Genomic DNA, 26417 nt, shown 5'->3' on the forward strand with positions numbered 1-26417 from the left:
TGTTGTTTGCGTTCACTGTATGGTTTTTGGATAATAACCCTGGGCTTCCTTCGGGAGGCTGAGGCTTTTTATTCGGAAGTTTTGAATAACGAAGTTATTCGCTAGATTTTCCGTGGTTATAGCAAGAGGGAAACGCCTGGTTCCATTCCGAACCCAGAAGCTAAGACTCTTCGCGCCGATGGTACTGCACTTTTGTGGGTGTGGGAGAGTAGGTCACCGCGGGTTTTTTATTCAAGAGGGGAAGACCTTATAGGTCTTCCCCTCTTTTTGTGTACCCGAAAACTCTTAGAATGAAAACTCCTGGACGAAAGACACCTAACTCATCAGAGATGCAGAGGTTTAGAGACTCAGCTGAGAAGCAGAGGAACAGGGGACGCAGCCTAGACAGCCTGCCAGCCTTGATGCAGGGGCGACGAGATAGGAAGTTCACAGATCCGTCTGAATGACGAAATAGAGGGTGGGGTTGAGAAACTCTTGATACCTTAACAGCAAGAGCAGTCCACATCTCTACTCAACGAGTAGAGAGCAAGCAAAGGAGCATCATCATGGCTGATGAGAAGAGCATCTACGAACGCTGGAGCGAAGAGCGCCTCGACCCGCCCTTCCCCAAAGAATGGGGACTGGACGAAGAAGACGAAGCCGAACTGCTCTGGCCCATCTGGCCCCTGCTGTTCATGGGTGAATCTGATACCGAACAGTACGTAGAAACCATCACCGATTATGTGATGGACGTACTCGGGCTGGAATACGACGGCGAAAACGAAGACAGCAAGCTCTGGGAAAAGCGCGTAGAGGACTACGTAGAAGAGCTCATCAAGCGTCGTCGTGCCTTTGCTGCTGAGCTGGGCATTACCCCCGAAATGCAGAAGAACTCCAACCTCAACCGTGCCTTCGCAGCGCTGGAAGAAGAAGGAGTCATTGCACGACAGAACTTCACCTGCTGCGGTACCTGCGCATCCGCAGAAATCTGGGACGAAATGGATGATAGCCGTGAATGGAAGGGATACATCTACTTCCATGAGCAGGACACTGAAAGCCTCGCTGAGAGCGGCGGAACCTACATCGGTTTCGGTTCCTTCCTCGCTTACCCCAGGGACGAAGAAAAATGGAATACCCTGAGCGATGCGCAGAAGGAAGAGATTAGGGCCCTTCACGAGAAGCTCTCCGCACAGTTGCTGCGAGAGACGGTTATTCCCATGCTGGAGAAGCACGGTCTGAGCGTGAAGTGGAATGGTAACTACAACACCCGCCCCTTCATTGGGGGAGTGGAAGTCTACAACATCCCCTAGCGGTAATGAGCTGAACCGGATGGGTGCCTCGGCGCTATACTTGTGCGCTACTTGTGGCAGGGGAGGAACCTCCCAGAGCTACGAAAGTTTACGAGGAAAATAAGCTGAGAGCGTGAGAATAGACATCACAGTATCTCAGTCAGAGTATTAACTAGCCGATAAGGCACCCATTCGGTAGGCTAGACGGGTAGCGCGGTACATCCACACTAGAGAAAAGACAGAACCTATCCACATGATAGGAACTGCTCGACATACCTTTCAGCTGCTATACGTAGCAGGAAGCTGAGCTTTAGAACGCCCGGCAGAGATCAGAAGGCGCCGAGCTCAGACGAGCACTGGCACTCTGAACCTCTGCCCTGATGGGTGCGTACTCCATAAGGAGTAGGCTAGAAGAAGTGGACGAACCGCCACCCATATTCCCAACCAAAGGAGCAGGCATGTCGACCGACGCCCGCGAAAAAGCCCGCCAGATTGCGGCCCAGCAGGCCAAGAAGAGTCCCAGCCAGGCAAGCCGCCGCTGGCTCCAGCTCGGCGTACTCGCCGTGGTCCTCGTCATCGTAGGTATCATCGGTTTCGTCGTAATCAACGGCAACAAGAACACCAAGGTAGCAGAAAGCGGCCCGGTGCCCTCCAGCGCCAACGAATACGGTGGCATTGTGCTGACCAAGGACGGCATCGTCCAGAACTCCTCCACCCAGGAGAACCGCGACTTCAAGCAACTCGCAACCTCGACCTCCTCCGTGACCCCCATGGTCAACGGAACCGCAGCAGCAGTCAACACCCTGCCCCCGGGCGTGCAGACCGCTGAAGAGGCATCCAAGAACGGCCAGCCCGTACGCGTGACCATCTTCCAGGACTACAACTGCGTGCACTGTGCAGAGTTCGAGAAGAAGTACGGCGAAGAAATCCAGAAGCTCGTCGAAGACGGCACCATCACCCTGGAAATCCGCAACTTGACCTTCCTGGACCGTACCTCGCCCACCGCATACTCCGCACGTAACGCGGCAGCGGCATACTCCGTGGCAAACCAGGTCAGCACCCACGACTTCCTGAACTACCAGCGTGAGATCTTCACCCACCAGGGCAGCGGCGACATGAACAACCAGCAGATTGCCGACATTGCTTCGAAGTACCACGCCTCCATCGGCTCCGATATGAACGACGGCAAGTGGCGCCCCTTCGTGGACGTGGTCAACGCTGAATCCGCAAAGAACGGCATTCAGGGTACCCCCACCGTCTTCGTTGATGGCGACCAGTACACCAGCAACGACTTCAGCACCTTCCTGAAGGAAAAGATCGAAGCTAAGAAGAAGTAACCTCTTCGATAGAAAAACCCGGTAACCTCCGCGCGAGGCTACCGGGTTTTTCCGTATGCATCTGAAGCTCTAAAGAACGAGTAAAGGAACGTGAGGGGCAGGAAGAAGACTCGGCAAAGTGCTGGACAAGGTGCCCGGGAGCCCCTGTAGCCGAGGTATTCGGAAGGGGTAAAACGAAGGAAACGAACGCATCAAACCGCCAAAGAACAACTAAGCAGATTCAACCACCAGAATAAGGTACACTGGACAAGTTGCCTCCTTAGCTCAGTTGGCCAGAGCATCTGTCTTGTAAACAGAGGGTCACCGGTTCGAATCCGGTAGGGGGCTCAGAAAAATCCTGGTTCGCACCAGCCTCATAGCAGAGGTGCGGATCAGGATTTTATTGTACGAGTGTCCTGTAGTGTCTAAGGGACCCGCACTAGCACATCGACATCCATCCTGAGGAACCGAGAATGTCTGAAACCTCCGGAACCCCGCAGGCTCCCGCCTCGCAGGGAACCTACACCACCGCCCCGCGCAGCATCAAAGCACGCGAAGCCAGCGACTACCCCCTCGAAGAGTTCATCGAATCGCGAGGATTCCGCCCTGAAATTCAGGGCCTGCGAGCCTTCGCCGTGCTCCTCGTGGTGCTCTACCACGTCTGGGTCGGCAAAGTCTCCGGCGGTGTGGATGTCTTCCTCTTCATCTCCGCCTTCCTGCTCTCGCTCTCCTTCATGCGTAAGATCAACGAAGGCAAACCCCTCAATCTCTTCAGCTACTGGATGCACGTCTTCCAGCGACTGCTACCCGTAGCCACCGTGGTTATCGCGTGTACCACGATTGCGTCCTTCTTCGTGCTCGCGCCCAGCCGCTGGTCGCAAACCGTCACCGACGCAACGAGCTCCCTGTTCTACTTCCAGAACTGGAACCTCGCGTTCAGCTCCGTGGACTACTACGCCCAAAACGCTTCCGTGAAGTCACCCTTCCAGCACTTCTGGTCGCTCTCCATCCAGGGGCAGATCTTCATCATCTGGCCCCTGCTCTTCGCCGCAGTAGCCTACGTCGTGCACCGATTCCGCGGGAACCTTTTCACCACCGCGGTATTCATCTTCAACACGGTATTCGTAGCATCCCTGACCTTCTCCATCGTCGAAACCGACACCAACCAGGGATTCGCCTACTTCGACACCCGCACCCGCCTGTGGGAATTCGCCATCGGCACCCTGCTGGCGATGCTCACCCTCAAATGGAAGGCGCCCGAAAAGGCGCGAGTCGTCATGGGCTGGGTCGGCATCATCGGCCTGGTCACCTGCGGTGCAATCCTGCCCGTCGAACGAGCCTTCCCCGGCTACCTGGCGCTCTGGCCCGTGCTCTCCGGCGCCCTCGTCATCATGGCAGGCCGCACCAACAGCCGCTGGGGCATCGATCGACTGCTGGTCTCCGCACCCCTGCAGAACCTCGGCAACATCTCCTACGCCCTGTACCTGGTGCACTGGCCCATCCTCATCCTCTACAGCAGCGCCGTCGGTACCTCCCGCGTGAACTTCATCGAAGGTGCTGTCATCATCCTTACCTCCATCGGCCTGGCATGGTTGCTCATCCGCTTCGTCGAGAAGCCGCTGCGCTACCGCAAGGACCCCTTCGTACCCTGGCTCATGATGAAGATGCGCTTCAAGACCATCTTCTCGGTCAAGACCTGGGCAGACCAGCTCGCCTTCATCCTCGCGATCTTCCTGGTCGCAGGTGTACCCCTGGTAGCCGCACAGGCATGGGTAGGCTACCGCAACACCCAGTCCGAGCAGAACGCCGAACTGCAGGTACAGACCGCCAGCGAAAACTACCCCGGCGCCCGCGCTATCGGCGGCGCCCAGCAGGGACTCATTGACAACCCCATCCCCTCCGGTGGTGACGTCAAAACCCAGTTCGACGGACTGAGCGACCCCTGCGTTGGCAGCTTCGCGCCCTCCGACCCGGCACTCGCCAAGTACTGCAGCCTGCAGAAGTACGGACCCGAGGACGCACCGCTGACCATGGTCATCGGTAACTCCCACGCCGAACAGGCGCTGAGCATCTTCAAGCCCATCGCAGAACAGACCAAAACCAACCTGCAGACCTACCTGCTCGGTGGCTGCCAGTACCCGGTCCGCGCCGTCAACGCCAGCAACGAATGCTCGGAATTCAACACCAAGATGACCGAGGAAATTCTCAAGCGTAAGCCGCAGACCGTGGTGCTCATCGCCACCGTTGCCCAGGCACGCTCGAACGACGAACGAGTCGACCCGAGCCTCGATGAGACGGTCCGCCGCCTCACCGAAGCAGGAGTCCAGGTCATTGGCCTGCGCGATAACCCGCGCTTCGAGTACAACATCTACGAATGCGCTCAGAAGGCCGGCGCCGACAAGAGCTCCTGCGCACGACCCGCAAGCGACAAGTACGCCGCAGAAAACCCTGCAAAGGAAATCTTCGACAAGTACCGCAACCAGGGTGCCGTCATGGTGGACCTGAAGGACGTGTACTGCCCGGACGGCATGTGCAGCCCCGTGGTTGGAAACATCTACGTCTACATCGATGACAACCATGTCTCCAAGACCTACAGCCGCACCATGGCTCAGGAAGTCTTCCAGCGTGCAGCGGAAGGCGGCTGGCTCGTCAACGGAAAAGTGAACTTCTAAAGTTCGCCGATATAGCGGATCCCCCGTGCTGTTCTACAGAAGTGTGAACGGTTCGGGGGATTCGCTATATTCTGACCCGAAATTAGGATAGGCTAAGTTAGGAGGCTCCCGGGAAAAGCCTTAGAGAAGAAAGGACGCCATGAAAGAAATCACCGAACGCACCCTCAAAGTAGAGAACGTCAGCCTCGGCTACGGCGAAACCACCATCGTCAAAGACCTCTCCCTCGAATTCCCGAAGGGCAAAGTTACCGCCATCATCGGCCCCAACGGCTGCGGTAAATCCACCCTGCTACGCGGTGTCTCCCGACTACTCAAGCCGCTCAACGGCGACTTCACCCTCGACGGCAAACCCACCCACGAATACTCCATGAAGGGCTTCGCCCGCATGGTTGGGCTCATGCCCCAGCATCCCATCGCCCCCGAAGGAATTACCGTAGCCGACCTCGTCTCCCGAGGACGCTACCCCTACCAGGGACTCTTCAAACGCAATAGCGCCGAAGATGATGAGGCGGTCGCCTGGGCACTAGAAGCCACCGACACCATGTCCCTCGCCGAACGACAGGTCACCGAACTCTCTGGCGGCCAACGTCAGCGCGTCTGGATTGCCATGGCGCTCGCCCAAGAAACCGACATCCTACTGCTGGACGAGCCGACCACGTACCTCGACCTGGCACACCAGGTGGAGCTACTCGACCTACTCTCGGACCTCAACGAGCAACGCGGCACCACCATGATCATGGTGCTGCACGAGTTGAACCTCGCCGCCCGAGTCGCCGATTACCTCGTCGCGATGAAGGACGGCTCCATCGTCGCTCAAGGCGAAGCACACGACGTGCTCACCCGTGAGAACCTGCACACCATTTTCGGTCTGAAAGCAGAGGTCGCCGATCCGTTTAACGACGGCAGCGTCGTGGTTGTTCCGCATCCCCGGAGTGCGTCCACCGTTGCCGGTTCAGCTGTCGCATCCTAAGAAACCCCCGCTCATATCTGATGAAGCGCCCATAACAGTGGGATACTGGAAAGTAGGACGCACCGAAAGCTAAGCGAAGAAGCCGGTACACCGCGCGGGTGTGCCGGCTTCTTCCACAGAAGGGTCATTCTCTATAGAGGCCCGGAAAGAAGAACACAATGACGACCCCGCTCCTAGACTCCAACGGCAAGCTCAACGGTGAATCAGTACGCTACGTGGCAATCGGCGACTCCTTCACCGAAGGTGTGGGCGACGTTGACCGCCGCCGCCCTAACAGCCTGCGCGGCTGGGCAGACCGCGTTGCCGAAGGCATCGGTGCAGTAGACCCGCAGGCGCAGTACGCAAACCTTGCTATCCGCGGCCGCCTGCTCGGTCCCATCCTGGATGAACAGCTGCCTCGAGCCCTGGACCTCTGCCCCAACATTGTCACCTTCTACGGTGGCGGCAATGACATCATGCGACCCAACGTGGATATTGACCAGCTCATGACTCACGTAGACGAAGCCTTCGCCACCCTGCGCGGCGAAGGAATCGAAGTGCTTACCGTAACCGGCCTGGATGTACAGGGCCAGGGCCCCTTCGCCCGTACCCGCGGCCGTACCGCCACCTACAACGAGCTACTGCGTGGTATCGCTGAGGACCACGGCGTGCACATTATCGACTACTGGCGCTGGAACGACTTCCTTGATTGGCGTCTGTGGGCTGACGACCGCCTGCACATGAACGACCTCGGCCACGAACGCTTCGCATCTCGCGTACTGGCGCAGCTCGGCCTGCCCGGTGTGATCACCGAATCGGTACTGCCCCCGGAGGTGCAGCTGACCGCCCGCGAGAAGATCGAGCAGGAGGCACGCTGGGTCCGTGAGTTTGCCCTGCCGTGGATTGGCCGCCGTCTAAAGGGAACAAGCTCCGGGGACGGTGTGAGCCCCAAGTACCCGCAGTGGGTGCCCGCGGCAAGTCTTAAGAACTAGGCTGAAGAACTAGGGGCGCGGTGGCTCACGGTACGGCGTAAAACTGTACGCCGGGGGAGTGTCCTGCGCGGTATCTGTACCGTATTTGTGCCTGCATCTACGCCGTAACTGGAACGGTAAATCCGCCGTTACCCGTACCGTTGCGACCCCTTAAACCGCCCTTTAAAACCGGGGCGGAAGCGTTAAAACGAGAGTTAAAAGCTCTTTAAACGCGTATTTAAGCCCGTTTAATAGCCCTGCGCACACCGCAAGAAGCGGTGGCGCGGGGCTGTTTAAGGCTTAAATCCGGCTTAAGCTGTTAATCTCACAACATGAATTTCACCGGTGTAATTTATCCCCGGTCACATAGAGAACATCCGTTCTTAAAAAGGCGCATTAACGCCTGACTAGGGGCGTTAAAGAATTCCTTAAAAACATCTGGACTTGCAAAAACACCCATTTTTGATAGAATGGATAGGTATGTTTGCCGCTCGAAGGCAGGCGTGCATCCGCGAATCGAGCACTTCGCTTAAACGAGATGCAATTGGCTCAGAACACCGAGATTCCGCGGATTTTTAAGGCAAAATCCGGCGTGCAGGCTTGCACGAACCCCCGTATTTACCTAGAATTTAACGCTGTTCGTAGTGGTGGAAACGCCTCTCGACACTAATAAGCTTCACCGTTTTTCCCGCGGCGGGGATCGATGCGTGGCCTCTCACCCACGTGACGATCTCAAACACTCTAGCCCGGCGAATAACCCGGTGCTTCTACATTGGTGGCGGGACGCTCACGAGTAACATCGACTGCGTACCGTCATAAAAGTCAATCAATAAAGGAGTGAAACATGGCAGCAGTCTGCCAGGTGACCGGAGCTGTTCCCGGCTTTGGACACAGCATTTCGCACTCGCATCGCCGCAACAAGCGTCGATTCGACCCGAACGTTCAGAAGAAGACCTACTGGGTTCCTTCGCTGCGTCGTAAGGTAACCCTGAACGTGTCCGCTAAGGGCATCAAGGTTATCGATGCTCGTGGCATCGATGCCGTTGTTGCAGAAATCATCGCACGCGGGGAGAAGATCTAGTAAATGGCATCCAAGGCTAAGGACCTCCGTCCTATCATCAAGCTCAAGTCCACTGCTGGCACCGGTTACACCTACGTGACCCGTAAGAACCGCCGCAACAACCCCGACCGTATGGTGCTGAAGAAGTACGACCCCGTCGTTCGCAAGCACGTTGACTTCCGAGAGGAGCGCTAAGAATGGCTAAGAAGTCCAAGATCGCTCGCAACGAGCAGCGCAAGGTCATCGTCGCTCGCTACAACGAGAAGCGTATCGCGCTGAAGAAGACCCTGATCGACGAGAACGCTACCCCCGAGGAGCGCGAAGCAGCACGCGTGGCACTGCAGAAGCTGCCCCGCAACGCTTCCCCCGTTCGCGTGCGTAACCGCGACCAGATCGACGGCCGCCCCCGCGGTACCTTCCAGAAGTTCGGTATCTCCCGCGTGCGTTTCCGCGAAATGGCACACCGCGGCGAGCTGCCCGGTATCACCAAGTCCAGCTGGTAAATCTGGTATTTTAGTTCCTAAACGGTTTTCCGTCGTCACCGACGGTCACTCGCTTTAGACTCAAACCTTAAGTCTCTGGAAGGGGCACCCTAATGGCTAAGAACCGTACCGAACTCGTTGCAGAGGTTGCAGAGAAGTCTGGCAAGAGCCAGGCAACCGTGAATGCAGTCCTCGACGCAGTGTTCCAGGTTTTCGAGTCTTCCGTCTCCAAGGGCGAGAAGATCACCATCCCCGGTTGGATGGCAATCGAGCGCACCGACCGTGCAGCTCGTACCGGCCGTAACCCGCAGACCGGCGAAACTATTCAGATTCCCGCCGGTCACGGCGTGAAGCTGACCGCAGGCTCCAAGCTGAAGGCAGCAGTCGCTAAGAAGAAGTAATTCTTGAGACTTTGAATCTGATAAAAGACCCCTACCCTCACGGTGGGGGTCTTTTATTATGCCTGCCCAAGGGAAAACAGCGGAGAAAACCCCGCCGAAGGGGGGGGGCTTAAGTAGCGGAAGCGCGCCTAGCCAGGTGGGATGGAGCCCTAGAGTCGCTGAGTAGTTGTGTCTTTGCGACCTTAATGTTGTGGTTGAGCTAAAAACACAGAAACTATCCCTACTTCACGGAAGAAGCTAGGGCAGGCTACAGAAAAAATAAAGAAAATTTATACATATAAGCAGAAAGCTATACATAAGCTGAGCGAAAAACCGTGAGTATGAAACCTCGCTGGGAAAAATACTTATACATCGCTGTCCAGACATAGCTTAAACACAGCAAACTAAAGCTCAATCTTAGACTCACACCCTATGCTGGAATCACCGGCGAAGGAAAAGCCACACACCATACAAACGGCCCCACCCCAACCGGAAAACAACCATACAAACCCCGGACGATTGACCCTCCGGGACGCACAAGGAGAACCACCTCATGGCACGCCACGCTCAGCGTACTTCCGCGCAGCCCACCAGCCACCGCCTCCGCACCGGCGCAGCCGCACTGTCCATCGCAGCAATCGCAGCACTCGGCCTGAGCGCCTGCGGTGCACAGAACACCTCCAACCCGGCACCCAGCGCCACCGCGACCGCTAAGGCATCCTCCACCGCCGACGCAGCAGTCAACGCGGGCAACGGCAAGGTCACCGTCAAGGCAAGCGACGCAGCCTCCCCGAGCGCCACCGCAAGCAGCTCCCAGGGCACCGTCACCGTCACCGAAAACGGTGTGACCGTCAGCGGTGCTGATGGTACCGGGGTCACCGCAGACGCCAACGGTAATGTGACCGTCAACGGCGCGAACGGTACCGGCGTGACCGCCGACGCTAGCGGCAATGCAACCGTCAACGGCGGCTCGGCATCGAACAACTCGGGCTCCTCCGCAAAGGTCGACGAGAAGGCCGGCGAGACCTCCGCCAAGAGCGGCTCGAACGGCTCCGGCACCGTGACCGTCGACAGCGGAACCGTCAGCGCAGCCAACGGCTACACCCTCATCGAAATCAAGACCGACGGCGGCTGGTCCTACCACGCCCCCAACGGCGACATCGTTGAAGTAGACGCTGACGGCTCCTGGGAGCGTGTCGGTCCGAGCGGCAACGTAGAGGTCAGGGCAGACGGCTCCTGGGAACTCGTCGGAGCTCCCGGCGTTGTCGAAGTGAAGGCTGATGGCTCCTGGGAACAGACCGGACAGGGAACCTTCCAGGTACCCACTGTACCCGTCAAGCCTGCCGGCGCTACCGTGGACCCCGTCAAGCCCGTCACTCCCCGTAACTAACTGATGTGACCAGCCGACAAACCGGGCAGAAACGTGGGATATCCCACCCGCTAGAATGCGGATAAACGCCCGGTGGCTCGGATAAAAGCCCCCCAAACTCGATAGAATTAACGCGGTTGGTTACACCGATAATCGTTATGGAATCCCACAAGGATCCTGCGCACGACGCGAATACGTCGCCAACTAGCCGCACCATACTAACAACCACAAGGAGAAATAATGGCATTCGCCCCCGCAATGAAGAAGACCACCGCGGTTCTGTCCATCGCCTTCGCAGGCGCACTGGGCCTGAGCGCATGCGGCTCCCAGTCCTCTTCCACCACCACCGCGACTGCATCCGCATCTGCTTCTGCGACTGCTTCCGCAAGCGCATCGGCTAAGGCATCCTCTGCAGCTGCAACCACCTCGGCTGCATCTGCTTCCGCTTCTGCAGACGTGAAGGTCGACAAGGACGGCAACGTCACCGTCAAGGCTAACGACGGCGAGGGCAACTCCGCAGACGTGAAGGTCGGCGCAGACGGCAAGGCATCCGTAGACGCTAAGGACTCCGAGGGTAACTCCTCCAAGGTAGAGTCTGACGAAAAGGGCACCAAGGCTGAGTCCAAGGACTCCGAGGGTAACTCCTCCTCCGCCGTTGAGGGCGACGTTATTGTTTCCGAGGACGGCGGCTGGACCATTCAGGGTGACGAAGGTCAGGTAGCTGTACAGGCTGACGGCTCCTGGAGCCGCCAGGACGCAAACGGCCAGGTCGCAGTTAAGGCTGACGGCTCCTGGAGCATCCAGGCTAACAGCGGCCTGCAGGCATCCGTGGACGCATCCGGTGAAGTAACCTCCATCGTTGGTGGCGAGAAGGCAGACCTGAAGGCTCCGAAGGTTCCCGCAAAGCCCGCACAGGCTAAGGTCTCCCCCGTCAAGCCCGCACAGCCCAAGTAAGCTGTAAAGAGCTAACAGCGGCTTGTGACGCTACCAGAGCGTAACAGCCCCTGACCTAGAAGACGCCCCGTGCGCATCTGAACGTGATGCGTGAGGGGCGTTTTACGCATGCTTGCAGAGTACCGTCAGGATGAGGTGCTAGCATGAAGGCGTACGCCGGGCATACCGGAGTACAGGTCAACCACACCACGCACTGTGCCGCTGCAGAGCGACGCATGACGGAAAGAGAAATCTGCCGTGAAGAAGTCTATTGCTGTTCTGTTCCTGACCATTGCCGGTGCCCTCGGCCTCGCAGCCTGCGGCGGCAACTCCGGCGCCAACTCCAACTCCTCCGCATCGGCAAGCGCGTCCGCTTCCGCAACTGCCTCGGCACCCGCAAGCACCTCCACCGCGGCAACCAGCGCAAGCACCACCTCCGCCGCAGCTGAAACCACCAAGGCAGAAACCAAGACCACCCAGGGCACCATCAGCGCCCCCAGCGCTCTGCCCAGCGAAGCAAGCGAAGCACTTAAGAAGAGCGAGGAATCCAACCAGCAGGCAACCTCCGCACTGTACCGCGCCAGCAAGGAATCCCTGAACGAGTTCAAGGAAGATTCCAGCGTCAAGAAGGCACAGACCAGCGACGGCACCGTCTACTACAACGATGAAGTCGCTACATTCGAATCCAAGGACGGCGCTATTGTCATCATCAAAAATACCGGTGCGTGGAGTAGCTTTGACTCCAACGGTGGAACCATCGTCGTGGACGAGGACGGCTCCTGGATCAAAACCAACCCCGAGGACAGCCTCTACACCGCCGTTAGGGCAGACGGCGCCGCTGCCGTCCTGAACACTAAGACCTTAGAGCAGGCGACCGACCTCTCCACCATCGATATCCCGAAGGCCCCTGGCCCCATCGACGGTTTCCGCGGCACCGCTAAGACCCCGGCCAAGCCCACCAAGGTTGCTGACTTTTCTGAGATTACAGGCCTCAAGTAAAAACGAGCTCCTGCCCCCTTGGCCGAATAGCCCGACAGAACAGGGACACCAGCACCCCGTGCGTATCCGACTGTGATGCGTGCGGGGTGTTTTGCGTCTTCGATCCGAGCTGAGAAGACCCATGAAAAGCGGGGGAAGGGAAGCACCGCAACATCTCAGGGAGCTTTCAGGTCACGGTGCTAGCATGGAGGCGTACTCCGGGCATACTGGAGTACAGGTCAACCACACCATGCACTGCGCCGCCGCAGAGCGGCGCATACAGAAAAGAGAAATTCAGTGAAGAAGTCAATTGCTGTTCTGTCCCTGACCATTGCCGGTGCCCTCGGCCTCGCAGCCTGCGGCGGCAACTCCGGCGCCAACTCCAACTCCTCCGCATCGGCAAGCGCGTCCGCTTCTGCAACCGCTTCCGCAACTGCCTCGGCACCCGCAAGCACCTCCGCAGCAGCAACCAGCAAGAGCACCGCCTCCGCAGCAGCTGAAACCACCAAGGCAGAAACCAAGACCACCCAGGGCACCATCAGCGCCCCCAGCGGTCTGCCCAGCGAAGCAACCGAAGCACTCAAGAAGGGCCAGGAATCCGCCGATCAGGCAGCCTCCGCAGGCTACACCGCCAGCAAGAAAGCCCTGGAGCAGCTCAAGGAGCAGTCCGGCGTGAAGAAGGTGCAGACCAGCGATGGCACCGTCTACTACACCGATGAACTCGCTGCATTCGAATCCAAGGACGGCGCTATCATCAGCATCCAGAATAACGGTGTGTGGACCAGCATGGACTCCAACGGTACAACCATCGTCGTGAAAGAGGACGGCTCCTGGATCAAGACCAATCCCAAGGACAACCTCTACACCGTTGTCAATGCAGATGGCACCGCATCCGTGCTGAACACCAAGACCTTTGAGCAGGCGACTGACGTCTCCACCATCGAAACCCCGAAGGCACCCGGCCGTATCGACGGCTTCAGCGGCACCGCTAAGACCCCGGTCAAGCCCACCAAGATTGGTGACCTCTCCGAGGTTGCAGGCGCCAAGTAAAAACTAGCTCCTGCCCACTGGGCAGAACAGCCCACCACACTAGGGATACCAACGCCCCGCGCGCATCTATACGTGATGCGTGCGGGGCGTCTTTAATTATTTCTCACTCGGGGATGGAGAGGTTTAAATCTTCGGAATGGGTTGCAGGCGGCGCAATTGCGTCACATGCTTGGGTTCGAGTTCCTCAACGCAACTGACCTGTAGCAGGCGCATTGTGCGGCGCACCTCTTCCGAGAGGATCTCAATCGTGCGATCCACACCGCGGCGGCCACCCGCCATGAGTCCGTATAGGTAGGCGCGGCCAATCAGCGTGAACTTGGCGCCCAAGGCCAGCGAGGCCACCACATCCGCGCCGTTCATAATGCCGGTATCCACCATAACTTCGGTGTCCTTGCCGACCTCGCGAACCACTTCCGGGAGCAGGTGGAAGGGAACCGGAGCGCGGTCCAACTGGCGGCCGCCGTGGTTCGACAGTAGGATGCCGTCCACGCCTAAATCAGCCAGCTTCTTGGAATCCTCCACGTTTTGCACGCCCTTAATGACAATCTTGCCGGGCCACAACTCACGGATTTCCTTAAGATCCTCGTAATTGATGGACGGATCCATGGCAGCGTCCAGCAATTCGCCCACCGTGCCGCCTGTCGAGGAGAGTGAAGCGAACTCCAATTTGGGCGTGGTGAGGAAGTCATACCACCACCACGGGCGCGGAATCGCGTTCGCCACTGTCTTCAGCGAAAGCTGGGGCGGAATGGAAAAGCCGTTGCGCTTATCGCGCAGGCGCGCCCCCGCAATGGGCGTATCTACAGTGAAGAAGAGCGTATCGTAGCCAGCCTTTGCGGCGCGCTCGACCAAGCCGTAGGAAATCTCACGCTGACGCATCACGTACAGCTGGAACCACAGGCGGCCATTTGGGTTGACTCGGCGCACATCCTCAATGCTGGTTGTACCCAGGGTTGAGAGGGTGAAGGGGATGCCCGCTGCCCCCGCCGCGCCGGATCCGGCAATCTCGCCTTCGGTCTGCATGAGGCGTGTAAAGCCCGTGGGGGCGATACCGAAGGGTAGAGCGGAGGTGCCACCCAGTACCTTCGTGGTGGTGTCTACGGTGGAAACATCCGTCAGGATACCCGGGTGGAACTCGACATCCTCGAAGGCCTGGCGGGCGCGGGTCATTGACAGTTCACCTTCCGCGGCGCCGTCCGTGTAGTCGAAAGCGGCGGCTGGTGTGCGGCGCTTTGCGATGCGGCGCAAATCGTAGATGGTCAGTGCGCTCTGTAGGCGGTTGCCTGCAAAGTCGAGGCTGGGCTTCTTGAATTGCATAAATTCAAGTAGTTCGCTGGGCTTGGGGAGCTGACGTTGCACCATGGGAGGCCTTTCTCTTGGGGGGGGGCGCCGCCTGCAGGGCGGGCCTTGGGTGGGGGCGGGGTCGTCGGCGAGTCCCGCAGAAGGGTGTGCGAAAAATCGCACCCTCCCAGTCTAAAAATTAAGGGTTAGATTAATCAATAGTTAGGTAAGGCTTAACTTATTAAGTTAAATATTTCGGGGGTGCCCCGGCGTATCGGTACCGGAGGGCATGGCGAATGAATGAGATGCAATGATTTCCAAACCCGTGCATACCACTTTCGCACTCCTCAACTCACGCAAATATGACGTAATATGACGAGCCGTTACCTCCCGCGTTCACAATGCTCAACTCCCAGCGAACCACCCCCACCACGCTGGCATAATGGGGACAGCAAACCGACGCGCCCACACACGGCGCACCCAACAGGAGAGAGAACCCATGAGCGAGAACACCACCCGCAGCGTACGCGTACGCGCCAGCGAACTCGAAGGTCGAGCCTGGCTCAACACCGGCGATAAGAACCTGACCCTGCAGGACCTGCGCGGCAAAATCGTTATTCTCGACTTCTGGACCCTCTGCTGCATCAACTGCCTGCACGTCCTCGACGAACTACGCCCCCTCGAAGAAGAATTCTCCGACGTACTCGTCACCGTCGGCGTACACAGCCCCAAATTCGAACACGAAGCAGACCCCGTAGCGCTCGCCGCAGCCGTCGACCGCTACCACATCACCCACCCCGTACTCGACGACCCCGAACTGACCACCTGGCAGGCATACACCGCCCGCGCATGGCCCACCCTCGTCGTCGTCGACCCCGAAGGCTACATCGTCGCCCACCTCTCCGGCGAAGGCCACGTACAGGGCCTCACCTCCCTCGTACGCGAACTCGTCGCCGAGCACGAGGCGAAGGGCACCCTGCACCGCGGCGACGGCCCCTACGTACCCCGCCCCAAGGCAGCAGGCACCTACGCCTTCCCCGGCAAAGCCATCGAACTGCCCGCCGAATTCGGCCCCGCAAACCTCTTCGGCAACCGCGAGCGCACCTACCTCGTTGCCGACAGCGCGCGCCACCGCATCCTGCAGGTAGCCGCTGACCTCAACACCGTCATCAACACCTACGGCGGCGGCAACGACCCCATCAACCACCCCGTCAAGGGCCACGTCGACGGTACCGGCACCGAAGCACGCTTCAACGAACCCGCCGGCCTCGCCCTCGTACCCGAAAACCTGCGCGAACAGCTCGGCTACGACGTGCTCGTCGCCGACACCGTCAACCACCGCCTGCGCTCCCTCAACCTGCGCACCGGCGAAGTACGCACCCTCGCAGGCAACGGCGTGCAGCGCGTCATCGACGGCGACAACGCCGTCACCGGCGACCCCAACCACATCCCCGCAGGTGTACCCGCCACCGAAATTGCGCTCTCCTCGCCCTGGGATGCGGTCTACTCCCGCGAAGCCGGCCAGTTCATCATCGCCATGGCGGGCACCCACCAGCTCTTCGGCTACGAACCCGTCACCGGCACCGTCAGCATCTTCGCAGGCTCCGGCGTCGAAGGCCTCGCCGACGGCCCCGCCGCCGACGCCTGGTTCGCACAGCCCTCCGGCATCATCGAAGCCCGCGACGGCAGCCTCTGGGTCGCATGCTCCGAAACCAGCGGCCTGCGCCACGTCACCTTCACCGAAGACGGCGTACAGGTCACCTCTGCCGTCGGCAAGGGCCTGTTCGACTTCGGCTTCGTCGACGGCGACTCCGACACCGCCCGCATGCAGCACCCCCTCGGCCTGACCGAACTGCCCGACGGCTCCATCGCCGTCGCCGACACCTACAACGGCGCCATCCGCCGCTGGGACCCCGCAACCGGCACCCTCGGCACCCTCGAACGCGGCCTCGACGAACCCTCCGACCTGCTCGTCGAAGAAGTACCCGGCGAAGAACCGCGCCTCATCATCGTCGAAACCAACGCCCACCAGCTCGTACGCGCCTCCATCCCCGCGAAGGCACAGCACGTCGACGAAGGCGCCATCACCACCGCACGCCCCTCCACCAAGCTCACCGGCGGCACCCTCGAATTCACCTCACGATTCACCGTGCCCACCGGCCAGAAGCTCGACACCCGCTGGGGCGACCCCACCCAGCTGAAGATCTCATCCACTCCCGAGAACTTCATCCTGGAAGGCGCCGGCACCTCCACCGGACTGACCCGCACCCTCGTACTCAACCCCGAAATCACGGAGGCAGTCCTGCACATCACCGCCCGCGCCGCCGCCTGCGACGGCACCCCCGACGGTGACATCCCCGAGCACGCAGCATGCCACCTCTACCAGCAGGACTGGGGTATTCCCGTCGTCGTGACCGGTGACGAGGCAGACGAAAGCGAACTCGTCCTGGACCTGCGCGGTATCAACTAGGGATCTATAAAAGAATCAAGGGTCAGTATTATCCTCGCTCCTACAGGGGCACCCGTCCTCGCTTCGCTTCGGACACCCTGATGTCGCTACGGATAATACTGACCCTTTTCTGTCGTACCGCTCTGATACAGCTGCAGATAGTACCGGTTCCCTTTGACCTTTTAGGATTGTGGGACGCGAAAGGGCCGGGTCATCCTCGCTCCTACAGGGGCACCCGTCCTCGCTTCGCTCGGACACCCTGATGTCGCTACGGATAACACCGGCCCTTTCTCAACCCATATAAGCCACGAGCCAGTATGCTCTTCGCTCCTACAGGGAACCCGCCCTCGCTTCGCTCGGGCACCCTGATGTCGCATTCAGAGCATACTGGCTCTCGCTGTTCGTCCTTAGAAGGAGACTCGGACCGCCTTCGCATCCGCCTCCACCGACGCCTTCAACGTAAACGGAATCTCCTTCTGCACCTGCGAACGCGCACCCGTAAACAAATCCAACTGAGTAAACGACACCTTCGCCGTACCCGACATCGGCTTCAACGACCACACACCCGCCGAACTCACACTCACCTGCGGATCCGCGACCTTCTCAACCGACCACTTCACCTCAGAATCCACACGGCCCGTAAACGCATACTCAAAAGGGCACCCACCAGGATAAAGAGTGCTCTGCTGCGTACACTTCTTCAAATGGTCCTGCACCTGCTCCTTCACCGACGACAACGCATTATCACTCGGCTTCAACTCCATACGCACCGCATGATTCGCATCCTGCGCAGTCACCACCTCATTCACCTTCTGCGTCGTATACACCGTCGAATCATACGACACCGCATACACACCCGGATAAAACACCGGGAACGACGCCGCACCCTCATCCACCGCAACCTTACGGTTATTAATCGTCGCAGCCTCCACACCCTGAATATTCACCTTCACCGACGGCAAAGACGCCTCATCAATAGCCCACTTATCAAAAAAGCCCCAATGAGTACCCGCACGATGCAAACGAAAATCCGTATGCTGCTGCGAACCCCCCAAAGAATACGAAGCACGCACCGTCGCATGCTCACCATCGGCGCTAGTCTCCACCACCTCATACGACACCTCACCCAACGAAGACACCGAACGCCTCAAAGCATCCCCATCCAGCAGCGACGCGTCACCCTCAGGGATCTGCGCACCCAACAGGCCACGCGCATACGAACCATTACCCGTACGCAACGCATGAAAATACTCCCGCACCTGACCCGTCGGACCATACACCAGCTTATTCGTCATAACCAGCGCCGCAGCAGCCACAGAAACGGCCACCACAACACCGACCATCCACATTGCCAGGACCCGCTCCACGGGAGAAAAATTACGCATAGAACCAGAGTAACGCAGGTAGTCCGCTAGGTTTCACGCACCGCACACACTAAAGTTGTGTATATGGCAGAACGCGCTCACGAAGTCCCCGCCAAATACGGCGAAGTCACAGAACTATTCCACCCCCGCATGCGCTCCTACGGCAGGCGCATCGAAGCGGCACTCCCCGGCACCATCGTGCTACTCGCCGCGCTCGCCTTCATCTTCTACAAGCGACCCGCCCTGCCGTACACCATCCTCGTACTGCTCATCGGCACCATCGCAGGCGTAAACCTCTACTCAGTCCTCAAACCCACCATCATCGTCATCACCAAAACCCACGTGCTCCGCGCACGCACCTTCGGCTGGTTCGCCGTACCGCTGGAAAACATCGACCACACCATCTTCGTCGAAAAGCTCTACCCCAAAAAAGCCTACGGCCAGAAACTCAAAACCGTCGCTGGCCGCCTACGCTACCGCAGCTTCCCCGCCATGTGGGCCGTCGACAAAGACGGCAAACAGCTCATGCGCGTCGACGGCCGCGTCTGGGACGGCAAAACCATGCGAGAAGTCTCCTCCAAACTCTCCGCCCAAACCACCATCTACAAGCAGATCAACGTGGTCAACATGGACAAAGAACACAAGGGGCTCATCACCTTCAACGAGCTGCACCCCGGCTGGCGCTCCAGCCTCATGACCGCACTCGCCGTCATCATCGTGGCGATCCTCTTCGCCGCATCCTTCATGCCCGAAGAACTCGCCCGCAACATCTACATGATCCACTAGAACAACCATTCTTTAAAGTTCTTATGGACGCGCTTCTTCCGGACACACAAATGGCCCGGCACCCACCCCACACAGGGGAGGCGCCGGGCCATTTGTATGCCTAGCTAAATGCGCTTAGCGCGCTCGTTTCAGATGCGAGCCTAGCTCGCCGGGCGCGACAGAACCGCCACCAAAAATTCCGAAGAGCCCTCCACAAACGGGTGCATCTGCCATGAAGAGTAGGTGTTATCCACGTTCAGGCCAACCTCGCGGGCATCAGCGAGGAACTGCTCAAACGCATAATCACGGCCCGGACCCGAACCATAACCAACCACCGCACGGCCACCCGGCGCCAACACGCGACGGAAATTCTCCACCACCGGCTTACGAGTCGAACGAGCCAAGAAACCCATCACATTACCCGCACACACCAGCAGCTCAAAACCATTCTCCGCCGTAGCGTCACCCTCAATGCCCAGCACCTCCGGCAAATCCACCAAATCAGCAGTAATCCACGTAGCCTCCGGGCAGACGCGGCGCGCCTCCTCAATCAGCTCAGGATCAATATCAACACCCGTCACACGGTGACCCAACGCGTGCAGCTGCTTACCCACACGACCGGGACCAGAACCAGCATCAAGAATCTTCGCACCACGAGAAGCCATAGCATCCAACAGACGAGACTCACCCGCCATGTCATTACCCTCAGCCTCCATCGCCTTGAAACGGTCAATGTACCACTGTGAGTGATTCGGGTTGCTTTCCTTACGGATCAGCCACAGGGACTTCTCACGCTCACCCGGAGCGTTGAAACTCATCATTGCCATAAAAACTCCTTTGATAGGGTTGAGGACGCGCCAGCCGCCACCAGGCAAGGTGACTGCGGCATATAAGCGGTGTGTGCACTACGTTCTAGCATAGCCCCACCCGGCACCTGCCGGTAAGGGCAGTAAGAGCCGGACGGGGCTATCGGAAGCGCTACAGAGGCGCTACGGGGGCTGGACGATAGGAGCGTGTTTAGAGGTGGTCGCCCTCAACATTCGACGGACCCGCTGCAAACGCCTTACGCATCTGCTCCTGGCGCTCCTCCTCAGCCAGACGAGCAGCCTCAGCGAACTGCTCCTCAATATCGGCAAGCAGTGCCTCAACCTGCTCCTTACCAGCCACCGGGCCGCCAGCAATCAGACCATCAGCACCCAAAACCACAGCCAATGGCACACCATTACCAAAATTCGCGCGCGAACCCGCCTCACGGTCAATCAACGGAGTCAAACCCTCCGGCAACGTACCCGCATTACGCGAGGTCTGCAACGACTCCAGGCTCGAATACACCGGATGCAACGCCACCTGCGGCAGACGCTCCTGCCACGAAGACATCGTCTTCAAAAACTTCACACAACCAGCGCAGGTCGCCGACACAAACACCAGCACACGCGCCTGATTCTTAGCCAACGCACGCAAATTCGTGTGACGACCATTCTCCAGGTACAGCGCCGCATGCGGAATCGGCATACGAACATACTGCTCCTCGCCGTTCTCGTCATACACCGGCTCCGGCAAAATCACCTCAGCCTGAGGCTCCGGCTGCGCAAGAGCATCACCGCGGCGAACAGCCTCCAACGTCACAGCAATCAGCGCCGCACCAAAAACCCAAGTCCAGCCGCTATTACCCAGACCCAGCAGAGTCGACACAACACCCGTGCCACCCTTCAACGCACTCGCATGCGCACCAGCCGCCGCCAACAGCAACGCAACATTACGGACCAGCGTATAACGGCTCACCGGCGCATTCGACTCAGAACCAAAACAATTACAACCCGCAGTACGACCCGTCGCCAGAGCGCGCGCAATCACCACTGTATAGAACAGCATCAGAATCAACGCCAAACCCGAAGCAATCACCGCAGGCAAACGCACCGGCGACAGCAGCAGGACGGCGGCCAGGGCAATCTCGAACCACGGCAAAATCAGCGACACCGCACGGGTCGGCGCGATCTTCTCCAAACCAAGATTCTGAATACCGGTCACGGTACTCTGCGGGTCCTTCGCCTTAGCAATACCGCTAATCAGCAAAGTCAACGCAACAAGTGCCGTACACAAAACAAGCGGCACAGTAGAGACGGTGAGCATAAAACTCCTAGAGTGAGTGTGCGAAAACAGGAGGCGGCAGTGGCAGTTTTTAGGCAGAACAAACCGTGCGACGTGCCGCCGTGTTATACACGATTTTACGCCCTGCACAGGGGGAAATGTCTCTACGGGTTAAGCTCTACGAGTTAAGCGGAAAGCGGTATGCGCCCTCGTTCCTGCAGGGAACCCGCCCTCGCTTCGCTTCGGGCACCCTGATGTCACTACGGACGATACCGCTTTCCTTACGATTAGGCGCGCTATGCCCTTCCTCCGCGCCTACAGGGGACCCTGATGTCGCCTCCGGAAGGGATAGCTACGCCTTGTATGCGTTTAGATAGCCGTGAGGCTCACACCGTACTCGCCCGCCAGCTCCGCGTACGCCTGTACAAAGCGCTGCGCTCGCGCACCCGAGGCACAGAAAACGCCCACACGCTGATCACGAACCGACTCAAACAGGCTCAACAACTCCGCGGGCACGTCGGTTGCCGGCAACAGCGACCCCTCAGCGTCGCTCAGCTGCGACAGCGGCATATGCATCGAACCCTCATGCTTAATAGACGCCTCACGCTCGGGCACCTCACGCACATCCAGCAGAACCTGCGGGACCTCATGCGCCGACAAATCCACCGGCACCACACGCGCCGGATCCGGCACCGCCCCAAACGACGTACACGTACCCGACAAAGCATCATACGTCAGCAGGGAGCCCGCTGCCGTCGGCAGACCACTCACATACTTGAGCACCTCCGTCGCCATCAGCGAGCCAACCACAGCCGTCGTCGCACCCAACACCCCGGCAAGCGCACACGACTCCACCGTCTGCGGAATCGTCGGAAAAATATCACGCAAATGCGCGCCATCCGGCTCAAAAAGACTCACCGAACCGCCAAAACGCAAAACCGTGCCCCACACCAGCGGCAAACCCGCAACCTGCGCAGCATCCGCAATCAGATACTTCGACGCAAACGTATCTGTACAATCCACCACACAATCCGGTGCCGACGCGGCGAAAAGATCCAAAATCCAGGACGCATCCACATGCCGGATTGTCGTCTCAACCGTCAACGACGGGCACAACTCCAGAGCACGGCGCGCCGCAACCTCCGCCTTCGGCTCACCCACATCAGACACCCCAAAAAGCGGCTGACGCTGAATATTCGACAGCTCCACCGAATCAGAATCCACAATATGCAGATACCCCACACCAGCCGCCGCCAACGCCTGCACCACCGGACAACCCAAACCACCAGCGCCAATCACCAACACGCGGGCAGCCGCCACCGCATCCTGATCAAAGCCCGGCAGGCGACGCTGACGGTCCGTGCGCTCGCGATCCAGACGCGCATGCTCCGGATTCACCGGGGTAGGGGCAAGGTTTACATCCACGAGACAAAACCCTCCGACGGCGACGACGCCTTCGCGTGCTCACGCACCGGAATACGGCCAGCCTCACGCGCCAACGCGCCCGCCTGCACCGCAAACTTCATCGCCTGAGCCATCGCAACCGGATCCTCAGCACGATTCACCGCCGACGCCAACAACACCGCATCACAGCCCAGCTCCATCGCCAGGGCGGCGTCCGAAGCGGTACCCACGCCGGCATCCAGAACCACCGGAACCTGCGCGCGGGACGCAATCAGCTCAATATTGTGCGGGTTCAAAATGCCCAGACCGGTACCAATCGGCGCACCCAACGGCATGACCGCGGCAACGCCCGCATCCTCCAGGCGGGCGGCAGCCACCGGGTCGTCAGAGGTGTACGCGAGCACCGTGAAATCCTCAGCCACCAGCTGCTCGCAAGCGGTCAGCAGCTCCACGGTATCCGGCAGCAGGGTGTCTTCGTCGTGGATGATCTCAACCTTCACCCAGGAGGTGCCCAGCGCCTCGCGGGCAAGCATCGCGGTCATCACCGCATCAGCTGCGGTGCGGCACCCTGCGGTATTGGGCAGCGGCGCAATATTGAGCTTCTGCAGAAGCGGAAAAATGGGGGTGCCTGCGGCGTGACGGCGCATGGCAACGGTCGTCATTTCGGTGCCGGAGGCGATGAGCGCCTGCTCGAGCAGGTCCATGCTGGTTGCGCCTCCGGAACCCATGATGAGGCGGGATGTGAAGGTGCGGTCGCCGATGGTGAGCGGTGTGAGGCTCATGGTGTTCTCCTCTGTGGGAACGTCTAAATAACGGGGTCTGCTGGTTGGTGCGGGGCGCTACGGTGCGCCCGGTTTAGGGAACAAAAACCGAGAATATCTGTTCTTTTTTGCCGGTGGGTATCTCTCCGGTACAGGCTGAAAGATTAGCCGCCCTGAACGGCGGTGAGGGCATCCACCCTATCGCCCTCGTTCAGCGGGACATCCAGCCACGTGGAACGCGGCACAATACTGCGGTTAAGGGCTACTGCCACGCCCGCCCCGGTACCAAACTGGTCCATGACAAGGTCAAATACGGTGGGGGCGTTGGTGGTTAGCGGCTCGCCGTTGTAGGTGATGATCATGCGAAATCCTTTCGTGAAGGTGCCGGGTGCATCCGGCGGGGACTGTGTTTAGTGGGTGAATCGTGCCGGGTCGCATGCCTGCATGATGGGCGGAATCTCAGCCCCGCAGGCGACCTCTGCACCAACCTTGCCGGCGAGTGCGGCAAGCAGAATACCGTGGCGGAAATAGCCCGTGGACACGAGCTGGCGGGTGCCGTCAGCGCGAGTGCGGTGCCCGAAGATGGGCAGGTCGTCCGGGGTGCCGGGGCGGGCGCCGACGTTCGCCTCCAGAAGCTCGCACTCTTCAACGGCGGGCACGAGCCGGATTGCGTCACGTAGCAGCTGGTGTGCGCCGTCAATGGCGGGCAGCGTGCGGTGGTCTTCGCGGCTGGTCGCGCCGATGCACAGCTCCCCGTCGGGGCGGGGGATGAGGTAGACGGGGCGGGAGTTCACATAGCCGCGCACCACATGCTTAAGGATGGGTCGCGGGGCGCGCAGACGCAGAATGTCCCCGTAGACGGGTCGTAGCGGGTAGTCCCCGTGCAGTGTTGCCCCTAGTCCAGTGCAGATAATGTCGCCCGCATCCGGGTCGGTGACCCGTTCGGTGCTGAAGGTGACGCCGCGGCGGGTGAGCGCGTCTTTGAGGGCTCGCCTCATGAGCCGCGGGTGCAGCTGATGGTCACTGGGGATGCTCACGGCACCGGCAATGCGCGGCGCCAGGAGCGGTTCGAGGGCGCGCGCCTGCGTGGGGGTGACGGGGTCTGCGGGGCGGTTCATGTCCCGGTAGTAGGCGCGGGTGCGCTGCAGGTGTTCGGCGTCGGCGCGGTCGGCTGCGATGATGAGCGTGCCGGTGGTGTCGTAGCCGGTGGGCAGGTCGGTGGCGCGGCTGAGCCTTTCCATGAGGGAGGGGTAGGCGTCGGCGCTGGCGGTCATGAGCGGGAAGAGCGCATCCTGCTGGAATTGCACTTCTGCGATGGGTGCGAGCATACCGCCGGCGTAGTGGCTGGCGGCGGGGTAGAGCGCCGTGCCGTCGTCGGCGGTGCCGTAGCCGCTGGTTTCGGCGTCGATGAGGTGCACGCTTTCGCCGCGTTCGGTGAGTTCAAACGCGGTGGTGAGGCCGATGATTCCGCCGCCAATGATGGTGATGGTCATGGCTATGCCTGCAGTGCGGGGTTGTCGACGAAGGCGCGGACCATGGCGATTCCGGCAACTCCGGTGGTGCGGATGGCGGGGCAGTCTTCGGGGGTGATGTCGCCGATAGCTACGGTCGGTACGGCGGACAGTTCAGCAAGTTCGCGGAGCCCATCAATGCCGAGGGGCGGGCGGTTGGACTGCTTGGTGGGGCTGGGGCGGAACGGCCCGGTGCCGATGTAGTCGATAAGGTGCGCGATTTTGTTGGATTCTTCGACGAGCTGCCGGGTGCCGGTGGTCAGACCGATGATCGCGTCGGCGCCGAGGAGGGCGCGGGCGTCGGCTACGGGCAGGTCGTCTTGACCGATGTGCACGCCGTCAACGCGCACGCCGCGGGCACGCAACGCGAGGGCGACATCGACACGGTCGTCGATGAGGAGGGTCTGGTGCGGCTGGATGATGCCGGCGATAGCTTCGGTGAGCTGGTATAGCTCGCGCGCGCTGATGGGTTTGGACCTGACTTGGATGCAGGTGGCGTGTTTGGCTGCCCGGACGGTTTCGAGGGGGTGCTCGCCTGTGACGAGGTAGAGGTTCAGGTCGAGGGGGCGTGCTGGGGTGGTGTAGGGGTGTGTTTCGCGGTTCATGCGGGTCTACGATTCCTCGTCGAGTAGATGTTTTTTAGAAATTCTCTCATTGAATTTCTGTGGTTAGGTTAGCACAACTGTGTGGTGAGTTGAACATCCTTCAAGCGTTGTGAGGTGTGTGCGCTTGGCCCGCTATACACTTCCTTCGCTCCTGCAGGGGCACCCGCCCTCGCAGAGCTCGGGCACCCTGATGTCGCTGCAGGAAGGTATAGCGGCACCGCGCTCGCGCAGTTGCGGCAAGCCCTTTCGCGCTGAGCCCGCTGGTAGGCACCCTGACCTCCTAAGCTGAGCCACCACCTCACCCAAATACCTATCCCGTTTCCCGGTGAGCTGTCTGCGGTACCTCACCCGAGTATTCCCCACCCCGCCTCCGCGCACACCCTTCCCAAGCCGAGCAGCCCGCGGCTCGCTCCCGACGCACCCCGCACCCACTACTCCACCTCCCGGAGAGGGGAGAGGATAGTAGGGGAGAGGTCGGTATGTTCCGTCGCGACATCAGGGTGTCCGAAGCGGAGCGAGGACGGGTTCCCTGCAGGAGCAAGGAACATACCGCCTCGACCCGTCCAACCCAAGCCGCATCCTAAACTCTCAGCCCAACCACCGCATCCAACCTAAAAAATAAAGCCCCGCGACGAAGTCCGGGGCTTGTGGAGCGGCTGACGGGAATCGAACCCGCGTATCAGGCTTGGGAAGCGTGCGCTCTACCATTGAGCTACAGCCGCATCCTTTTCAGTGTATCGCGCCTGCTTGTCGAGGGCGAA

The 26417-nt window shown here is 59.7% G+C and carries 24 protein-coding genes, 2 tRNA genes and 1 rRNA gene; 17 read left to right on the plus strand and 10 right to left on the minus strand.

Going from position 1 to position 26417, the window contains the following annotated elements:
• Positions 1 to 108: 108 nt before the first annotated feature.
• From rrf to HMPREF2919_RS07435, 15 genes are all read left to right on the plus strand, one after another.
• Positions 109 to 225 (plus strand): 5S ribosomal RNA (gene rrf / locus HMPREF2919_RS07365).
• 320 nt (positions 226 to 545) lie between these two features.
• Positions 546 to 1289: a DUF6891 domain-containing protein gene (locus HMPREF2919_RS07370; protein WP_049352236.1), complete on the plus strand. Its 744-nt coding sequence runs from the start codon at positions 546 to 548 to the stop codon at positions 1287 to 1289.
• Positions 1290 to 1726: 437 nt separating this feature from the next.
• Complete coding sequence (locus tag HMPREF2919_RS07375; RefSeq protein WP_070667040.1) at positions 1727 to 2605, plus strand: DsbA family protein; 879 nt, start codon at positions 1727 to 1729, stop codon at positions 2603 to 2605.
• Between the two features lie 253 nt (positions 2606 to 2858).
• Positions 2859 to 2932, plus strand: a tRNA-Thr gene (locus HMPREF2919_RS07380).
• 125 nt (positions 2933 to 3057) lie between these two features.
• The gene (locus tag HMPREF2919_RS07385) at positions 3058 to 5256 is read left to right on the plus strand and encodes an acyltransferase family protein (RefSeq protein ID WP_049346886.1); all 2199 of its coding nucleotides are present in this window, start codon (positions 3058 to 3060) and stop codon (positions 5254 to 5256) included.
• A 139-nt stretch (positions 5257 to 5395) separates the two neighbouring features.
• Positions 5396 to 6226 carry an ABC transporter ATP-binding protein gene (locus HMPREF2919_RS07390; RefSeq protein WP_049340521.1) on the plus strand — a complete coding sequence of 277 codons (831 nt, stop codon included), beginning with the start codon at positions 5396 to 5398 and terminating at the stop codon, positions 6224 to 6226.
• A 158-nt stretch (positions 6227 to 6384) separates the two neighbouring features.
• Positions 6385 to 7197, plus strand: a complete 813-nt coding sequence (locus HMPREF2919_RS07395; protein WP_049340523.1) for an SGNH/GDSL hydrolase family protein — start codon at positions 6385 to 6387, stop codon at positions 7195 to 7197.
• Positions 7198 to 8020: 823 nt separating this feature from the next.
• Positions 8021 to 8257, plus strand: coding sequence for a 50S ribosomal protein L28 (rpmB, locus tag HMPREF2919_RS07400; protein WP_004005966.1), 237 nt, complete (start codon positions 8021 to 8023; stop codon positions 8255 to 8257).
• 3 nt (positions 8258 to 8260) lie between these two features.
• Positions 8261 to 8431, plus strand: coding sequence for a 50S ribosomal protein L33 (rpmG, locus tag HMPREF2919_RS07405; protein WP_004005967.1), 171 nt, complete (start codon positions 8261 to 8263; stop codon positions 8429 to 8431).
• 2 nt (positions 8432 to 8433) lie between these two features.
• Positions 8434 to 8739 (plus strand): 30S ribosomal protein S14, encoded by a 306-nt coding sequence (gene rpsN / locus HMPREF2919_RS07410; protein ID WP_005506731.1) that lies wholly within the window; start codon positions 8434 to 8436, stop codon positions 8737 to 8739.
• Between the two features lie 92 nt (positions 8740 to 8831).
• On the plus strand, positions 8832 to 9119 hold the full coding sequence (locus HMPREF2919_RS07415; protein WP_005506733.1) for an HU family DNA-binding protein: 288 nt from the start codon (positions 8832 to 8834) through the stop codon (positions 9117 to 9119).
• 532 nt (positions 9120 to 9651) lie between these two features.
• Positions 9652 to 10488: a hypothetical protein gene (locus HMPREF2919_RS07420; RefSeq protein ID WP_070604205.1), complete on the plus strand. Its 837-nt coding sequence runs from the start codon at positions 9652 to 9654 to the stop codon at positions 10486 to 10488.
• 219 nt (positions 10489 to 10707) lie between these two features.
• Positions 10708 to 11421 carry a hypothetical protein gene (locus tag HMPREF2919_RS07425; RefSeq protein WP_049360046.1) on the plus strand — a complete coding sequence of 238 codons (714 nt, stop codon included), beginning with the start codon at positions 10708 to 10710 and terminating at the stop codon, positions 11419 to 11421.
• Between the two features lie 237 nt (positions 11422 to 11658).
• Positions 11659 to 12399 (plus strand): hypothetical protein, encoded by a 741-nt coding sequence (locus HMPREF2919_RS07430; protein ID WP_049350544.1) that lies wholly within the window; start codon positions 11659 to 11661, stop codon positions 12397 to 12399.
• A gap of 276 nt (positions 12400 to 12675) precedes the next feature.
• Positions 12676 to 13428: a hypothetical protein gene (locus HMPREF2919_RS07435; protein WP_049350543.1), complete on the plus strand. Its 753-nt coding sequence runs from the start codon at positions 12676 to 12678 to the stop codon at positions 13426 to 13428.
• Positions 13429 to 13551: 123 nt separating this feature from the next.
• Here HMPREF2919_RS07435 and HMPREF2919_RS07440 read toward each other — a convergent pair whose 3' ends face one another.
• On the minus strand, positions 13552 to 14790 hold the full coding sequence (locus HMPREF2919_RS07440) for an alpha-hydroxy acid oxidase (protein ID WP_049340534.1): 1239 nt from the start codon (positions 14788 to 14790) through the stop codon (positions 13552 to 13554).
• Positions 14791 to 15208: 418 nt separating this feature from the next.
• Between HMPREF2919_RS07440 and HMPREF2919_RS07445 the strand changes: the two genes are divergently transcribed.
• On the plus strand, positions 15209 to 17179 hold the full coding sequence (locus tag HMPREF2919_RS07445; protein WP_049350542.1) for an NHL domain-containing thioredoxin family protein: 1971 nt from the start codon (positions 15209 to 15211) through the stop codon (positions 17177 to 17179).
• Between the two features lie 386 nt (positions 17180 to 17565).
• Here HMPREF2919_RS07445 and HMPREF2919_RS07450 read toward each other — a convergent pair whose 3' ends face one another.
• Positions 17566 to 18543, minus strand: coding sequence for a hypothetical protein (locus HMPREF2919_RS07450; RefSeq protein WP_049350541.1), 978 nt, complete (start codon positions 18541 to 18543; stop codon positions 17566 to 17568).
• Between the two features lie 63 nt (positions 18544 to 18606).
• Here HMPREF2919_RS07450 and HMPREF2919_RS07455 point away from each other — a divergent pair, with 63 nt between their 5' ends.
• A complete protein-coding gene (locus HMPREF2919_RS07455) occupies positions 18607 to 19308 on the plus strand; it encodes a hypothetical protein (RefSeq protein ID WP_049350540.1) in 702 nt (233 codons plus the stop codon).
• Positions 19309 to 19448: 140 nt separating this feature from the next.
• On the opposite strand, the gene HMPREF2919_RS07460 is transcribed toward HMPREF2919_RS07455, so the two are convergent.
• From HMPREF2919_RS07460 to HMPREF2919_RS07495, 8 genes are all read right to left on the minus strand, one after another.
• Positions 19449 to 20114 carry a class I SAM-dependent methyltransferase gene (locus HMPREF2919_RS07460; RefSeq protein WP_049350539.1) on the minus strand — a complete coding sequence of 222 codons (666 nt, stop codon included), beginning with the start codon at positions 20112 to 20114 and terminating at the stop codon, positions 19449 to 19451.
• A gap of 190 nt (positions 20115 to 20304) precedes the next feature.
• A complete protein-coding gene (locus HMPREF2919_RS07465; protein WP_049350538.1) occupies positions 20305 to 21417 on the minus strand; it encodes a MauE/DoxX family redox-associated membrane protein in 1113 nt (370 codons plus the stop codon).
• A gap of 327 nt (positions 21418 to 21744) precedes the next feature.
• On the minus strand, positions 21745 to 22800 hold the full coding sequence (locus tag HMPREF2919_RS07470; protein ID WP_070667042.1) for a HesA/MoeB/ThiF family protein: 1056 nt from the start codon (positions 22798 to 22800) through the stop codon (positions 21745 to 21747).
• Entirely contained in the window at positions 22791 to 23561 is a 771-nt protein-coding gene (locus HMPREF2919_RS07475; protein ID WP_049338534.1) for a thiazole synthase, read from the minus strand. The genes HMPREF2919_RS07470 and HMPREF2919_RS07475 overlap by 10 nt, the downstream gene beginning before the upstream one ends.
• 143 nt (positions 23562 to 23704) lie before the next feature.
• Complete coding sequence (gene thiS / locus HMPREF2919_RS07480; protein ID WP_070604208.1) at positions 23705 to 23902, minus strand: sulfur carrier protein ThiS; 198 nt, start codon at positions 23900 to 23902, stop codon at positions 23705 to 23707.
• A gap of 48 nt (positions 23903 to 23950) precedes the next feature.
• A complete protein-coding gene (gene thiO / locus HMPREF2919_RS07485) occupies positions 23951 to 25033 on the minus strand; it encodes a glycine oxidase ThiO (protein WP_070667044.1) in 1083 nt (360 codons plus the stop codon).
• Positions 25034 to 25035: 2 nt separating this feature from the next.
• Entirely contained in the window at positions 25036 to 25656 is a 621-nt protein-coding gene (locus HMPREF2919_RS07490) for a thiamine phosphate synthase (RefSeq protein WP_049352197.1), read from the minus strand.
• Between the two features lie 648 nt (positions 25657 to 26304).
• A tRNA-Gly gene (locus tag HMPREF2919_RS07495) sits at positions 26305 to 26378 on the minus strand.
• Positions 26379 to 26417: the final 39 nt, after the last annotated feature.

Source organism: Rothia sp. HMSC068E02, assembly GCF_001813565.1.
In the GTDB taxonomy this organism is placed as follows: domain Bacteria; phylum Actinomycetota; class Actinomycetes; order Actinomycetales; family Micrococcaceae; genus Rothia.

Coding starts and splice junctions, on each gene's coding strand:
- HMPREF2919_RS07375 (WP_070667040.1), top strand. CDS start 1,727: ATGTCGACCGACGCCCGCGAAAAAGCCCGCCAGATTGCGGCCCAGCAG.
- HMPREF2919_RS07450 (WP_049350541.1), bottom strand. CDS start 18,543: ATGCGTAATTTTTCTCCCGTGGAGCGGGTCCTGGCAATGTGGATGGTC.
- HMPREF2919_RS07370 (WP_049352236.1), top strand. CDS start 546: ATGGCTGATGAGAAGAGCATCTACGAACGCTGGAGCGAAGAGCGCCTC.
- HMPREF2919_RS07385 (WP_049346886.1), top strand. CDS start 3,058: ATGTCTGAAACCTCCGGAACCCCGCAGGCTCCCGCCTCGCAGGGAACC.
- HMPREF2919_RS07465 (WP_049350538.1), bottom strand. CDS start 21,417: ATGCTCACCGTCTCTACTGTGCCGCTTGTTTTGTGTACGGCACTTGTT.
- HMPREF2919_RS07395 (WP_049340523.1), top strand. CDS start 6,385: ATGACGACCCCGCTCCTAGACTCCAACGGCAAGCTCAACGGTGAATCA.
- thiO (WP_070667044.1), bottom strand. CDS start 25,033: ATGACCATCACCATCATTGGCGGCGGAATCATCGGCCTCACCACCGCG.
- rpmB (WP_004005966.1), top strand. CDS start 8,021: ATGGCAGCAGTCTGCCAGGTGACCGGAGCTGTTCCCGGCTTTGGACAC.
- HMPREF2919_RS07490 (WP_049352197.1), bottom strand. CDS start 25,656: ATGAACCGCGAAACACACCCCTACACCACCCCAGCACGCCCCCTCGAC.
- HMPREF2919_RS07455 (WP_049350540.1), top strand. CDS start 18,607: ATGGCAGAACGCGCTCACGAAGTCCCCGCCAAATACGGCGAAGTCACA.
- HMPREF2919_RS07415 (WP_005506733.1), top strand. CDS start 8,832: ATGGCTAAGAACCGTACCGAACTCGTTGCAGAGGTTGCAGAGAAGTCT.
- HMPREF2919_RS07440 (WP_049340534.1), bottom strand. CDS start 14,790: ATGGTGCAACGTCAGCTCCCCAAGCCCAGCGAACTACTTGAATTTATG.
- thiS (WP_070604208.1), bottom strand. CDS start 23,902: ATGATCATCACCTACAACGGCGAGCCGCTAACCACCAACGCCCCCACC.
- HMPREF2919_RS07420 (WP_070604205.1), top strand. CDS start 9,652: ATGGCACGCCACGCTCAGCGTACTTCCGCGCAGCCCACCAGCCACCGC.
- rpmG (WP_004005967.1), top strand. CDS start 8,261: ATGGCATCCAAGGCTAAGGACCTCCGTCCTATCATCAAGCTCAAGTCC.
- HMPREF2919_RS07460 (WP_049350539.1), bottom strand. CDS start 20,114: ATGGCAATGATGAGTTTCAACGCTCCGGGTGAGCGTGAGAAGTCCCTG.
- HMPREF2919_RS07475 (WP_049338534.1), bottom strand. CDS start 23,561: ATGAGCCTCACACCGCTCACCATCGGCGACCGCACCTTCACATCCCGC.
- HMPREF2919_RS07425 (WP_049360046.1), top strand. CDS start 10,708: ATGGCATTCGCCCCCGCAATGAAGAAGACCACCGCGGTTCTGTCCATC.
- HMPREF2919_RS07445 (WP_049350542.1), top strand. CDS start 15,209: ATGAGCGAGAACACCACCCGCAGCGTACGCGTACGCGCCAGCGAACTC.
- rpsN (WP_005506731.1), top strand. CDS start 8,434: ATGGCTAAGAAGTCCAAGATCGCTCGCAACGAGCAGCGCAAGGTCATC.
- HMPREF2919_RS07390 (WP_049340521.1), top strand. CDS start 5,396: ATGAAAGAAATCACCGAACGCACCCTCAAAGTAGAGAACGTCAGCCTC.